Genomic DNA, 12,967 nt, shown 5'->3' on the forward strand with positions numbered 1-12,967 from the left:
CGACGAGTTCGGGCCCCTTCCCGATCCCGACCCGGCCCCGGACCGGGACCCGGGCCCGCGCCGGACCGTTCCGGATCAGGCCGGGCGGCCGCCGAACGGGGCGCCGGTGCCGTAGTACGTACCCAGGTCCTCGCGGTAGCCGGCGTCACCGAGGTGGTGGTCGCGATGGAACTCCGGGGCGTCCTTGATCTGGCCCTTCGTGCGGTCGACGTAGATCTTGCGCTCGGCCGCGTCGATCCGGACCACGATGCTCGCCGGGAGCAGGACCTCCTTGCCGAAGATCCACACACCCGTGTCCACCACCAGATAGGCGTCACCGACCTCGTCGGAGTGCCTGTCGACCTTGCCGACGGTCCCGTCGGTCGCCTCGACCTCGAAACCGGTCATATCGGTACCGACCAGGTAGCCGGCGGTCGACTTGAAACCCCACACATGCTCAGTCACGCGGAAACAACTCCTCCGGTCGAGAGCGGGCGGCGAGTTGTGCCCCTCGGCGCCCTTCCTTTACCTGCTCTCCCGCCTGCCCCACACCCACAGCCGTATGCACACGAGATGCCGGCCTCGAAGAGGGATCTCGTCATCGGTCCCGCGCGACGAGCGCACCTGTGCGCCGGTTCCGGCGGTCGCGGTCGGGGGTCTGCCGGGAGTCTCGGACCGGCATTCACGCAGCCTTCCTCACCCGGGAATCCGCCAACAGCTGCCGGCGCCGCCTCGTCGCAGCAGCCGATCACTTGATCGCCCGGCGTGCGGGCGGCCCCTCTGTTCGAACGGACGGACCAGGACCCCGGCGGTACCGGGGTCCCTCACCGGCCGGTGCACCCGTGCCGCGCGAAGCGCGGGCGGTTCCTACGGGGCCGGGGTCGCGGGTTCCTGCGGGACCGGCGGGTGGCATGCGGGGCGCATGTCGCCGTCCTCCGTGCGCGGCCAGTAGCGCCCTTCGAGAGCCTCGGCGCTGCGGTTGAGGCGGACCAGGACGTCCTCCAGCTCCCGCACCTCCTCCGGGGACCAGTGGGCGACCACTCGGGCCAGGCAGGACTGGTTGGCCTCACGGTCTCCGGCGAGCCGCCGGCCGCCTTCAACGGTGATGCGCAGCTTGCGGGCCATGCCGCCGTCCGGGTCCGCGACGCGCTCGGCCAGTCCGCAGCGCAGCAGTGCGGCCGTCTGGCGGTTCACGGTCGAGGTGTCGAGCCCGAAGGCCTCTGCCAACTGCCCTATGGACATGGGGCCTTGCGTGTCGATCCGACTGAGCAGCAGGTACGCCGACCGCTCCAGGCGTTCGGGATCGCGTTCGCGCCGGGCAAGCACCTGGTGCCGCGAGAGCAGCATCAGCTCCCGCTCCAGTTTCTCCAGCACTGCGCCTCCCGCTCCTTCCGACGCTTCATTATCGCCGACCCGTGGCCCGGTGGGCCTCTGTCGGGCCGGACGCTGCAATATGCATGATACATAACATGTGTACTATGCACTTCTCGTTGTCACCCCGACGAGCCACAGCTTCCACCCGGAGGACCCGCATGACCGTCACCACGTCCACAGCCTCCCGCGCGGCCGAGATCCTGTCCCGGCCCGTCACGCTGAACGGCCTGACCGTCCCCAATCGCATCGCGATGGCTCCGATGACGCGGATGTTCTCCCCCGGCGGCGTGCCCGGCGAGGACGTGCAGGCGTACTACGCCAGCCGGGCCGCCGCGGGTGTGGGCCTGATCGTCACCGAGGGCACCTACGTGGGCCACGATTCCGCGGGGCAGAGCGACCGGGTGCCGCGGTTCCACGGCGAGGACCAGCTGGCGGGGTGGTCGAAGGTGGCCGCGGCCGTGCACGAGGCGGGCGGCACGATCGTGCCCCAGCTGTGGCACATAGGCATGGTGCGCAAGCAGGGCGAGGCACCGTACGCCGACGCGCCCGCCGTCGGCCCCTCCGGCATCCGCGTCGACGGCACGGAGGGAACGGGCAAGGCGATGACCCGCGCCGACCTCGACGACGTCATCGGCGCGTTCGCCGACGCCGCCGCGGATGCCGAGCGGATCGGCTTCGACGGCATCGAACTGCACGGCGCCCACGGCTACCTGCTCGACCAGTTCCTGTGGGAGCGGACCAACCGCCGCACGGACGCCTACGGCGGCGACGCGGTGACCCGTACGAAGTTCGCCGCGGAGATCGTGACCGCGGTCCGTGAGCGCGTCGCGGCCGACTTCCCGGTGATCTTCCGCTACTCGCAGTGGAAGCAGGAGGCCTACGATGCCCGGCTCGCGCAGACCCCGGAGGAGCTGGAGGCGATCCTGGCCCCGCTGGCGGCGGCCGGCGTCGACGCGTTCCACGCCTCCACCCGGCGCTACTGGATCCCTGAGTTCGAGGGCTCGGACCTGAATCTGGCGGGCTGGACCAAGAAGCTCACCGGCCGGCCGACCATCACCGTCGGCTCGGTCGGCCTGGACGGCGACTTCATCCGCGCCTTCGTCGGCGAGGGTGCGGCGCTCGGCGACATCGACAACCTCCTGGACCGCATGGAACGCGACGAGTTCGACATGGTCGCCGTCGGCCGGGCGCTGCTCCAGGACCCGCACTGGGCTGCGAAGGTCCTCGGCAACCGCTTCGACGAGCTGAAGCCGTACGACGCGGCGGCGCTCAGGTCGCTCAGCCGATAGCCGTAGCCCTGGCCGGCAGCTGGTAGCCGGTAGCCGGCAGGCACCCGGACGACGGCCGTGCCCGAGGCATGCCCCGTGACGTCGGTCCGCCGACGTCACGGGGCGTTCGCCGTCAGTTCCGGCGCCTGATCGGTTCTCCGAGCAGCTCGGTGAGCTCCTCTTCGACGGCGTCGAGCAGCAGCGGCCCCCAGACGGTCAACGTCTGCTCCCAGGGGTGGCCGAAGGTTCCCAGTCGCAGGTCATCGGTGACGTGGAGGTAGTAGTCGCCGTCGGGGTACGTGCCCTTGCCGGGCCGGGGCGGCCGTCCGGGCACGCCGACGCGGCGGGGGTCGTAGCGATAGCCGTCGTGGTTCCGGTCGAGCCAGTACACGAACGCGCCGGGCTCGGTGGCGGTGAGCAGCCCACTCTGGACGATCGTCTCGATCCGGCCGCGGAGGTCCGGAACGGGTCGCTCGTGGGCATGCGGGTGCGCGTGCAGGTGCCAGACGGCCGAGGGCACGGGTTCGGTGATCGCGGGCCGGTAGGTGGTGCTCGGTTTGAAGTCGAAGTCCGCGTCGAAGCGGTCCCACAGCGGGCCGTCGTCGTGGAGCCGGTCCAGGAACTGCGCGGGGCGGGTGCTCTCGGGGGTCGCCGACGGGCGCCAATGATAGGGGCGGACGGTGGTGACCTCGGTGAAGCCGGCCTCCAACAGCCGCTCGCGCAGGGTGTCCGCCGCCTCGGCGAGGAGGGGCTGCCCGAGCAGGCCCTGCACTCGCCAACGGTCGGTGCAGGCCTTGACGAAGTCCGCGTCGTCGTCGGTCAGGCCGCCGACGACGGTGAAGGGAGCCTCGTCGACGCATGCCCAGGCGACCGCGACGACGACCCCGTTGTCCAGCAGGACCTCGATGAGGACATCGCCCTCGTCCGAGAAGCCGTCCGCGGTCATCTCGGCGTAGGGCATCGCGTGGGGGCCGGGCGAGGCCACTGCGACTTCCCAGGTTCGTTCGGCCTGGCTCGGTACCCGGTACAGGTCGTGCACCCCCTCCCGCGGCTCCACCGTGTCGGCAGCCCGCTCGTCGGGCAGGGGGGCGGCGACCAGTACGGAGCGCTGCCGGCCGGGGGTGAACCCCGCCGCCGTCAGCGCCGGCCCCAGCTCCGGCGCATCGTGCCCGTACACCTTCCACTCCACCGGCTCACAGCGCTCCGCGAAGGCGTCCTGCTGGCGGCGCACCAGCGCGGCGATGTCCGTCCCCGGGGCGAGGGGAGCGTGCCCGGCGGTGCCGTGCGTCCCGTAGTGGCGACGTACGACCGGTCCGTCGGCCTCGACCACCACCCCGACCGGGTGCCATTGAGGAACTTGCCCCCGAAGCGCCTCGTACGTCGCCCACCGCTCGTCCATGTCCATGATCCGGAGCCTAGGAGGTGGCGGATGCCATGCCGACGGCCCGCCGGAACCTTGCCCACGGTGAGGTCGGCAAGGTGGTGGCGGACACCCCACCGAGAGAGCCGGCATCCCCTGCCGTGGCGGTCTGCTCTGCCGGCTCTTCGCGAGGGTCTCCGCGGAATGTGACGGCCTCCTCGGCCGGCCTTTTGCGGCGCACGTCTTCCTCACGGCGACGCGGATCCCGAACCTTCCCCAGGTCCACCCGTCGAGCCCCAGCCGATTGCCGTAGGCCACGTGGCCGGCGGTTCTTGCTGTGATCGTCAGCTGCGGAGTGGCTTGAGCTGACGGGCCTCGGCTGCCTGGTCACGCACGTACGGGTCGGCGTCCGCCGCCAGTTGGTCGAGCACGGCCGAGGTCTCGAGGTCCGCGGGCTCCAGGGCGGGAAAGCGGCCCAAGGCGATCGCGACCCAGGCCCGGACACGGGGATTGTCGTCGTTCGCGAGCACGTAGATCTTCCGCAGGGTTGTGGGTTGCTGAAGGAAGCCGAGGGAGCTGAGGGCGGAGATGCGTACCTGCGGGGAGGGGTCGTCCAGCAGGCTCAACAGGAGGTCGATGGCATCCGGCTCTGTCCCGTGACTGCCCAGTGTGCCCACGACCGCGCTGCGGATTCCTTCGTTCGAGTCCTGCGCAGCGTGGGCCAGCAGGTTGAGATCAGCGGGTTCGGGGACGAAGCCGAGCAGCCAGATCGCCGCCATGCGAAGGTCCTCATCGTTGCCAACGGCGCACGGCAGGAGGATTTCGCGTGCGGCGGCCGGGTCCTCCTGCGCGAGTACGTGGAGCGTCGTCGAGAGGGAGTCCTGGTCATCACCCAGATCGCGGGAGTAGGCCCGCAACAGCGCGGCCAGGGACGTGTGGCCGGCAGTCTCGGCCAGAATCCGGGCGAGCACGTGACGGGCGTACCAGTCGCCCGCTTCCACGGCTGCCGCGAGATGCCCCTCCACGTACGGAATCAGCTCCCGCCGCCGGGCGGCTACGAGCTCCTCTTCGATTTCTGCAAGGTCGTCGAGGTCGCAGTCCGGATCCGTGAGTCCGGCCGCCAGCTCATCAAGGCGCAAGGTGAGGTCACCCACTGCCCGTTGGTCTTCCAATCCATCCTCCTCGTGATGCTTCAGACCGTGCCGAGCCTGCCCCGCGGGTCTCCCGCAGCGGCGCAGGCTCACGGACGGATTGTCCAACGGGGCTCTGACAACGGCCTTCGGGGCAGCCGACTCACGCAGCCGCCCAGACCCTCCCAACGTCCGCACAGGTCTCCGTGACCTTGACAAGAACGGTCGAGAATCCGTCACACCAGGTGTGACCGAGCGTTTTGGTCGGCCCGTACGGCCGACCGAAACGCTCAGCGAGGTAGCCCGTCATGCACTGGCGCGACGTCCGCGAACGGGCAAGGAACCCGGGGGCCTGGCCGGCGATACCCGACCATGAGCGCCCGCACGGGGAGCTGGGCCTGCGCTTCTGCCCCAAACTAGTGGCTGTCTGGGACGGCTCCAGATGGTCCTGGATACGACGAGGGCCGGGGATGCCGCCGTCAGCGAGGCCACGTTCTGCACAGAGGAATGGGAGATATAGGGGCGTACCCCAGCCAGGCCCGCCGTAACGCCTCCCCCGCGACAGATGACCGCCCTGGACAAACGTCCTCCGTGGTCACGTCCATGCGCAGCCGTTGGAAGCGGAGCGGCCGGCGGAAGACGCCATCACAGTCGATGGCGCGGTCGGCGCCGACCTCAGCGACCAGGCCAGGGTGGACGAGGGTGGTGTCGAGGACGTCGCGGCTCCCCCACGCCGCCGAGAAGCGCACCCCTGCCCGCAGGTGCCCGGGGGCGGTCGCGGTGACCCGGCCCAGCGTCCCGCCCGATCCGGCCTCGGATCGGCAGCCTCTCCACCCGGAACCGCGTACGGCACCACCAGCACAGTCACCAACAGCACGTGTGCGGCTCGGGAGCGACTCGCGCAGATATTCGAACACATGTTTCACTTGATGGATGGAATCCCTCCGCTTCCCCGAGGACCTGGTCGCGCTCCAGGCGGCGTGGCTCGACACCTACACGGCGCTGGCGAAGGCGCCCGCGGGAATCGGCACCACGCCACTCCGGCGGCGCCTGATCGCACTGTCCTGCCGACTTCACGCCCACCCCCACTGGACGGCGCCCGGCAGCGCGCGCGGCACCTGGGCGGAGCTGCGTCGACAGGCCCGCGCCCACGGGTGGGCGACCGCCGCGTGAACTCGGGCCGGCTCGCCCATCGACGACCCTGAGCGGGAATGGGGGGCCTGTCACGCGCCTGTGACAGTCGGCGGACAGCTTCATGAAGGTCCGGGGTCAGTCTTTAACCAGAGAACAAACCGGACATATCGTCCGACATTCTCCGGAACCGAACCCCTCTCCCCCACCTCGCACAGGAGTCATTCCCATGGTCCGCACCTCCCGCAAGCAGCGTTACGCGATGTTCGCCGTCTCGGCCGCGATCGTCGGAGGTGGCGCGCTGATCCCCACCAGCGCCTTCGCCGCCCCGACCACCGCAGGGACGACCGCGCTCGCCGCCGGACAGGTCGACCACGCAAAGAGCGGCCACGACAACCACGCCACGAAGGACCACCGGGACAACAAGCGACACAACAACCACAAGGGCAACGACAAGGGCAAGAAGAACCAGAAGCACCAGGGCCGCAAGAACAAGGTCCGCGACGTCGAGAACATGCCCGGCTGCAAGTTCTACCAGGGCAAGGTCTACTGCGAACACAAGACCGACAAGGTCGACAAGCCCGCACCCGCACCGGCCACCCCCGACCGGGAGACGGGCAAGGCTCCCGCCCCCAACGCGTAGCCCACCGTCACGAACGTGGCCGATCAGCCCCTGGCGAGACCCCTACCGGGGACCGGCAGGGGTCTCGGCCTTGCCGCCCGCCCCTCCGGACGCCGTCAGACGGGCCTTCCCGTCGTGAAGAAGCTGGTCAGGACGGGTGTGAGGGCGCACGGATCGATCTTGTGGTCCTGGCCCGGAAAGCTGTGCGGGGTGTAGTTGTCCCCGAGGGAGGCGAGCTCCTGCGCGGCGTTGGCCATGTACGCCTCGCCCGCACCGCCGTAGCACCGTCACCGCCGTCCCCACGACCCCTGCGGTCGTAGTTGACGTCGGACGAGACCACCTTGAACATGTCGCCCCCTGTCCCCGCGATCGCCCGAGCCCGGCCAGGCCAGGCCCAAGCGGTCAGTGCTCCTGGCAGGCTACGTCCGGTACGGACCGCAGGGATCTGTACGGATGGACAAGATCATCTGTCGGCCGCCGGCCGAACCGCCGTACGGGAAGCCGACGGGGCGGCCCCGGTGCGGGTGGGGTGATGATCGTCGGGATAGTCTCCGGAGGCTGTCGCGTGGCCCGTCGGGCCCCGGCGGGGTGGTCGGTACACAAGGGCGGGGCGGGGTAGGTCGTGCGGGGGCGGTACGCGGAGCGGGAGCGGATCGAGCGGCTGCTCGCGGACGCCCGCCAGGGGGCGAGCGGTGTCCTGCTGGTGCACGGAGAGGCGGGCATCGGGAAGACCGCGCTGCTCGACCACGCGGCCGGGCAGGCGCACGGTGCGCGGGTGCTGCGGGTCGAGGGCATCGAGTCGGAGATGGAGATGGCCTTCGGTGGCCTGCACCAACTCTTCCTGCCGGTGATGGATCTGGTCGACGTGCTGCCGGAGCCCCAAGCCGCCGCTCTGCGTTCGGTGTTCGGCCTGAGCAGTGACTGTGTGCGGGATCGTTTCAGCATCGGACTCGCGGTTCTCACGCTCCTGTCGGAGGCCGCGGCGGACGGCCCGCTGCTGTGCCTGGTCGACGATGCGCAGTGGCTCGACCAGCCGTCGGTGGACATGCTGACCTTCGCGGCGCGCCGGCTGCGCGCGGAGGGCGTGGTGATGCTCTTCGCGGTCCGCGACGGAGCTCCCGGTGCCGCCGTGAAGGGGCTGCCCCCACTGCTGGTCGAGGGTCTGGACCGGGCGGATGCGGCCGAGTTGGTACCGGGTCTGCCGCCGTACGTCGTGGACCGCGTCATCGAGGAGGCCCGCGGCAACCCCCTGGCCCTGATCGAGTTGTCGGCCGCGCTCACTCCGGCCCAACGTGCCGGCCGGCTGGGCCCGTCCGCGCTGCCCGACGCGGCCGCCGGACTGCCGGTCCGGCTCCAGGACGGGTTCCTGGAACAGCTCCGGCGGCTGCCCGAGGCCGCTCAGGTGGTGCTGCTGGTGGCCGCCGCCGACGACACCGGGGACCTCACCGTGGTGCTGCGTGCCGCGGGCCGGCTCGGCTCCGCGGTCGAGGACCTGGAGCCGGCCGAGCGCGCCGGGTTCCTCCTGCTCTCCGGGCAGGCGCTGCGGTTTCGGCACCCGCTGGTCCGGTACGCCGCGTACCAGGGCGCCCCGCTCGCCCGGCGGATCGCCGCCCACCGGGCCCTGGCCGAGGCGCTGGGTGAGGCCGGCCAGGCCCACCGGCGGGCCTGGCACCTGGCCGCCGCCTCGACGGGCCCGGACGAGAAGGTCGCCGAGGAACTGGAACGGGTCGCCGAGTGGGCCGACAGCCGGCAGGCGATGGCGTCCGCGTCCGCCGCGTACGAGCGTGCCGCCCAGCTCACCGCGGATCCGCAGGTGCGGGCGCGGCGGTTGGTGTCGGCGGCGCAGCGGGCCGCGGATGCCGGACAGGACGAGCGGTGCGGAGCGCTGGCCGACCAGGTCCCGCTGCCGCTGGAGGACCCTGGCGTGGCGGCGAGCTTCGCGCGCGCCCGGGCCGTGGTGGAGCTGGGCTATCGCAGGCCGGGGACGGCGGCCCGGATCCTGGTCGACAGCGCGGACCTGACGGGCGCCGAGCGACCGGACATGACGGGCTCGCTGCTGACCGACGCGGTCCACGCGGCGTTCTCCGCCGGGGACGCCGCGCTGATCGAGGAGATCGCGCTCCGCTCCCCCGCCCTGCCGGTGCTGGCCGTACCGGCCGGGTTGTTCGGTGGTGACGTGCCCGGCGCGCTGGAGGCGGTCCGTACGCTCGTGGACGCACCGGCCGATGGCGTGCTGGACCGCCTGATGACGGGGATCTACCTGCAGTTGACGGGTGATCACGCGGCGGCCCGGGAGGTCGCCGCGGGCGTCGTCGCGCACTGCCGCGAGCAGGGCGTCAGCGGTTGGCTGCCCACCGCGCTGCATCTACTGGTCCAGACGGAGCTGTCGCTGGGCCGGCATGACGAGGCGTCGGCACGGGCCGTCGAGGCGCTCCAACTGGCGGAGTACTACGACCTGGCCCACCGGGCCGCCCACCTGCGGGCCGCTCTGGCGATGCCGGCCGCCGTCAGGGGCGAGGAGGAGCGGGTCCGTACGCTGACCGACGAGGCGCTGGAGTACACGCGCCCGCGCGGGGTGGGTCGGGGGACGGCGGACGCCCTGTGGGCACGGGGCCTGCTCGAACTCGGCCTGGGCCGGGCGGAGGCGGCTCTGGAGCAGTTGGAGACGGCCGGCAGGGAGGTGACGCACCCGCTGCTCTGCCTGCCTCTGCTGCCGGATGTGATCGAGGCCGCGGTACGTGCCGGCCGGCCGGAGCGGGCGTCGGACGCGGCCCGGTCGCTCGGGGAGTGGGCGACCGTGCTGGGGCAGAGCGGGCTCGCCGCGTCGGCCCGCCGTTGCCAGGCGCTGATCGGACCGGACGGTGAGGCTGAGGAGCACTTCGTCGCGGCGCTGACCCTGCACGAGGGCGGCAGCGAGTACGACCGGGCGCGTACGGCGCTGCTGTACGGGGAGTGGCTGCGCCGCCTGCGCCGCCATATCGACGCCCGGGAGCAGTTGCGCGCCGCTCTCGACGGTTTCGAACGGCTGGGTGCCCGGCCCTGGGCCGACCGGGCCCGGACGGAGCTCGGCGCCGCGGGTGGGGAGACCGGCCTGACGGCGGGCGAGGACGGGCCGATCAGTGTGCTGAGCCCGCAGGAGCGCGAGGTGGTTCGGCTGGCGGCGGCCGGTGCCAGCAATCGGGAGATCGGCGCCCAGCTGTTCCTGAGCCCTCGCACGGTCGGGCACCACCTCTATCGCGCCTTCCCGAAGCTGGGCGTCAGTTCGCGCACCGAACTCGCCGACCTGTTGGCGTCATGAGGCGGTCGGCCGCGCGACGCGGCCGGGCTCATGACGCGGCCGGGCTCATGAGGCGGGACTCTGCTCCGGCGCCGACCAGATCAGCCGGGTCTGGGCGGTCCGGTAGCCGGCCCGGGCGAAGGCGGCGGCCATCGGGGCGTTGTCGGTGTCCGTGGTGGCGGTGATCAGCTCGGCCCCGGCCTCCACCTGCACCCGGGTGATCTCGGCGAGTACGTCGTCGACGTATCCCTGTCCGCGCAGCTCGGGGACGACGCCGAGGTAGCCGACGTTACGGTTGTACGGCGTCGCGGAGGGCAGGGCCAGCCCGGCGACCTGGCCGTCGTGGGTGCGGGCGATGCGCCACCACGAGCGCTCTCCCGGGCAGCTGAGGTAGAAGTCCACCTCCTCGCGGGCGGTGGCTTCCGCGCCCATCGCCACCAGGTTCCGGCGGGTCTCCCCGTCCAGGCTGCCCACCGCGATCCGTCGGAAGACGTCCAGGAACTCCTCGTCCGTGCCTTCGGTGAAGACGAGGCGCCCGCTGGAGGCGGGGACCCCGGCCTCGGGTGTCCATTCCAGGCGCAGGCGCTCGACCACGTCGGTCAGTCCGGCCGCCAGCGCGGCGTCCCGCCGCCAGTCCGCGGCCGCGGCCGTGGCCGGGTCCTCGCGCCAGCCGTTCGGCAGGGTCAGGTTGTAGAGCGCGGGCTTGGTCGCGCCCTGCTCGGCGAAGGCCCGCAGGCTCGCGCTGATCAGCTCGGCCCCGAGGGCCGCGCGGTCGGTGACGGAGGGGTCGACGTACAGGCAGTCCAGCGCGATCGGGTGCTCGCTGGTCGCCTGGCCCCACCACAGGGCCCGGGCGATCACTCGGCCGTCCCGCTCGGCGATCCAGGTCCACTCCGGGCGGTACATGCCCTCCTCGAGTTCCTCGAGGTACCGGTCGGCGGGGATCCAACCGACGGGTTCGTCGATCGTCACGGCGGTGACGCGGTCGAGGTCGGCCTCGGTGGTGGGGCGGATCAGTGTCGGGATGATCGTCTCCTTCGCGTAGGTGGTGATGGCGGCGCCGGTGTTGAAGACCCGGGAGTCGGTGAGCTTGAAGCCGTCCGGGCGGAACGGCGCGTCGAAGAGCGGTATGCCGGAGCCGATGACGACCGGGTAGCGCTTGATGATCAACTCGTCGATCTCCTCCAGCAGTTGCCCGGCCAGATTCGCCCCGCCACAGAGCCAGATGCCCGCCCCGTCCTGCTTCTTGAGGTCGCGGACGAAGGCCACCGGGTCCGTGGCGAGGACCTCCACGGCGGGGTCGAGCTGGGCCAGGGTGCGGGAGAAGACGTACTGCTTGAGGTGCGGGTAAGGGTTGGTGACACCGGCCGCGAGACCGGGCTCGTAGGTGGCACGGCCCATCAGGACCGTGTCGAACCGCTTGTTGGCGACCCCGTCGAGGCCCAGCGGCCCCCGGCCGTGGGCCGGGATCGTCTCGGGGTACTCCGCCAGCAGTGCGGCGGCGAGGTCGCCCTCGAAGGGGAAGAAGTCGAACTGGCCGTCGGGGCCCGCGATGAATCCGTCGAGGGTCGTGCCGACGTAGTAGGTGAGCTTGCGCACACGTCCTGCTTTCGTTGCTGGGTGCTGGGTGCTTGGTGTTTGGTGTTTGGTGCCTGTCACCTGGTGCCTGGTGACGTCACTGACGCTAGGGCGAGCGCCCTGCGGCAGGCATCAGTCATCGCGACGTAACGTGGGCGACCGCCGAGGTGCCGAGGCCGGTCGCCGCCCGCCCGGCCCGTCAGGGGTCGGTGGGTTCGGGTAGCGCTCACAGCGCCGGCCGAGGCGGTGTCCTCGTGGGGTGAGCGCGTGACGCACTCGGGGCGGCCTGCCCGGGTGGCGGTCGCACTCGACGACACTCCGGCCTCGCCGAACTGTGCGGCCGGTCGGACGGCACCTTGTCCCACGACGTGGGGAGGGCCGCGCGCGGCTCGCTGTGGGAGCGGCTGCCGCCTTCCTCCGTTCCAGCCCTTGCCCCATCTATCGAAAATCGATAGATTCTGATCGTAAATCGATGGAAGGGTGGGTCATGGGAAAGCTGGCAGTGCATGCGTTGCGTGCCGTGCTCGCGGTGGTGCTCGCCGGCACCGTGTTCGTGCAGGCGGGAATGGTGTGGACGTTGGTCAGCGGGAACGACCCGGAGGACGGGTCACTCCCGCTGACCCCCCTGCGGGTGATCGTCATCCTGGGCATGATGGCGGCCCAGGCCGCCCTGGTCTGCGTATGGCGACTGGTGACGATGGTGCGACGCGGAACCGTGTTCTCCCACACCGCCTTCCGGTATGTGGACGTGGTCATCGGCGCGATCGTGGCGGCTGCCCTGCTGTGGTTCGTGGTCACGGCCATCAACGCGCCGGGCCAGCGGGAGGATCCGGGCGTCACCGTCATCATGGGTGGGATCGGCGTGGCCATCCTGGGGGTCGCGCTCATCGTGCTCGTGCTGCGGATGCTGCTCGCCCAAGCCGTCGCGCGCGACGTCGAAGCCACGCGGATGCAGGCCGAGTTGGACGAGGTCATCTGATGCCGATCGCCGTCGACATCGACGTGATGCTGGCCAGGCGGAAGATGTCCGTGGGCGAGCTCGCGGACCGTGTGGGGATCACACCCGCCAACCTGGCCGTACTCAAGAACGGCCGCGCCAAGGCGGTGCGCTTCGCGACGCTCGCCGCGCTCTGCGAAGTGCTGGAGTGCCAGCCGGGCGACCTGCTGCGCTGGGAGGACGAAGACGCCTCGGGCGAGTGACGCGCCTCTGGGCGAACGTGCGGACGTGACGACGCCTGGCGCCACCGG

At 71.4% G+C, this 12,967-nt stretch carries 12 protein-coding genes; 6 read left to right on the forward strand and 6 right to left on the reverse strand.

Annotated features, from left to right (window positions below; genetic code table 11):
- Nucleotides 1-75: 75 nt before the first annotated feature.
- Together AB8A24_RS25805 and AB8A24_RS25810 are read right to left on the reverse strand one after the other, a co-directional pair.
- Entirely contained in the window at nt 76-444 is a 369-nt protein-coding gene (locus AB8A24_RS25805; protein WP_030721665.1) for a PRC-barrel domain-containing protein, read from the reverse strand.
- A gap of 402 nt (nt 445-846) precedes the next feature.
- Nucleotides 847-1,350 (reverse strand): MarR family winged helix-turn-helix transcriptional regulator, encoded by a 504-nt coding sequence (locus AB8A24_RS25810; RefSeq protein ID WP_328966122.1) that lies wholly within the window; start codon nt 1,348-1,350, stop codon nt 847-849.
- A gap of 161 nt (nt 1,351-1,511) precedes the next feature.
- Here AB8A24_RS25810 and AB8A24_RS25815 point away from each other — a divergent pair, with 161 nt between their 5' ends.
- Nucleotides 1,512-2,642, forward strand: coding sequence for an NADH:flavin oxidoreductase (locus AB8A24_RS25815; protein ID WP_369477767.1), 1,131 nt, complete (start codon nt 1,512-1,514; stop codon nt 2,640-2,642).
- Between the two features lie 112 nt (nt 2,643-2,754).
- On the opposite strand, the gene AB8A24_RS25820 is transcribed toward AB8A24_RS25815, so the two are convergent.
- Nucleotides 2,755-4,026, reverse strand: a complete 1,272-nt coding sequence (locus tag AB8A24_RS25820) for a DUF2716 domain-containing protein (RefSeq protein WP_369477768.1) — start codon at nt 4,024-4,026, stop codon at nt 2,755-2,757.
- A gap of 299 nt (nt 4,027-4,325) precedes the next feature.
- Nucleotides 4,326-5,225 carry a HEAT repeat domain-containing protein gene (locus AB8A24_RS25825; protein ID WP_328965190.1) on the reverse strand — a complete coding sequence of 300 codons (900 nt, stop codon included), beginning with the start codon at nt 5,223-5,225 and terminating at the stop codon, nt 4,326-4,328.
- 819 nt (nt 5,226-6,044) lie between these two features.
- Between AB8A24_RS25825 and AB8A24_RS25830 the strand changes: the two genes are divergently transcribed.
- Both AB8A24_RS25830 and AB8A24_RS25835 read left to right on the forward strand, forming a co-directional pair.
- Entirely contained in the window at nt 6,045-6,284 is a 240-nt protein-coding gene (locus AB8A24_RS25830; protein WP_369477769.1) for a hypothetical protein, read from the forward strand.
- A gap of 187 nt (nt 6,285-6,471) precedes the next feature.
- Complete coding sequence (locus AB8A24_RS25835) at nt 6,472-6,885, forward strand: hypothetical protein (protein WP_369477770.1); 414 nt, start codon at nt 6,472-6,474, stop codon at nt 6,883-6,885.
- Nucleotides 6,886-6,980: 95 nt separating this feature from the next.
- Here the strand turns inward: AB8A24_RS25835 and AB8A24_RS25840 are convergent, their stop codons facing one another.
- On the reverse strand, nt 6,981-7,121 hold the full coding sequence (locus AB8A24_RS25840; RefSeq protein WP_369477771.1) for a hypothetical protein: 141 nt from the start codon (nt 7,119-7,121) through the stop codon (nt 6,981-6,983).
- A gap of 365 nt (nt 7,122-7,486) precedes the next feature.
- Between AB8A24_RS25840 and AB8A24_RS25845 the strand changes: the two genes are divergently transcribed.
- A complete protein-coding gene (locus AB8A24_RS25845) occupies nt 7,487-10,162 on the forward strand; it encodes an AAA family ATPase (protein WP_369477772.1) in 2,676 nt (891 codons plus the stop codon).
- Between the two features lie 45 nt (nt 10,163-10,207).
- Here the strand turns inward: AB8A24_RS25845 and AB8A24_RS25850 are convergent, their stop codons facing one another.
- Entirely contained in the window at nt 10,208-11,740 is a 1,533-nt protein-coding gene (locus tag AB8A24_RS25850; RefSeq protein WP_369477773.1) for a dihydrofolate reductase family protein, read from the reverse strand.
- A 466-nt stretch (nt 11,741-12,206) separates the two neighbouring features.
- On the opposite strand from AB8A24_RS25850, the gene AB8A24_RS25855 reads away from it, so the two are divergent.
- A complete protein-coding gene (locus AB8A24_RS25855) occupies nt 12,207-12,698 on the forward strand; it encodes a DUF2975 domain-containing protein (protein ID WP_369477774.1) in 492 nt (163 codons plus the stop codon).
- Nucleotides 12,698-12,919 (forward strand): helix-turn-helix transcriptional regulator, encoded by a 222-nt coding sequence (locus AB8A24_RS25860; protein ID WP_033225384.1) that lies wholly within the window; start codon nt 12,698-12,700, stop codon nt 12,917-12,919. Before AB8A24_RS25855 ends, AB8A24_RS25860 begins: the two co-directional genes overlap by 1 nt.
- Nucleotides 12,920-12,967 lie beyond the last annotated feature (48 nt).

It is taken from the genome of Streptomyces sp. BF23-19 (assembly GCF_041106355.1).
Lineage (GTDB): Bacteria > Actinomycetota > Actinomycetes > Streptomycetales > Streptomycetaceae > Streptomyces > Streptomyces virginiae_A.

Bases quoted from the DNA above. Each gene is read 5' to 3' on its own strand.
- AB8A24_RS25815 (WP_369477767.1), top strand. From the start codon at position 1,512: ATGACCGTCACCACGTCCACAGCCTCCCGCGCGGCCGAGATCCTGTCC.
- AB8A24_RS25820 (WP_369477768.1), bottom strand. From the start codon at position 4,026: ATGGACATGGACGAGCGGTGGGCGACGTACGAGGCGCTTCGGGGGCAA.
- AB8A24_RS25830 (WP_369477769.1), top strand. From the start codon at position 6,045: ATGGAATCCCTCCGCTTCCCCGAGGACCTGGTCGCGCTCCAGGCGGCG.
- AB8A24_RS25835 (WP_369477770.1), top strand. From the start codon at position 6,472: ATGGTCCGCACCTCCCGCAAGCAGCGTTACGCGATGTTCGCCGTCTCG.
- AB8A24_RS25840 (WP_369477771.1), bottom strand. From the start codon at position 7,121: ATGGCCAACGCCGCGCAGGAGCTCGCCTCCCTCGGGGACAACTACACC.
- AB8A24_RS25855 (WP_369477774.1), top strand. From the start codon at position 12,207: ATGGGAAAGCTGGCAGTGCATGCGTTGCGTGCCGTGCTCGCGGTGGTG.
- AB8A24_RS25860 (WP_033225384.1), top strand. From the start codon at position 12,698: ATGCCGATCGCCGTCGACATCGACGTGATGCTGGCCAGGCGGAAGATG.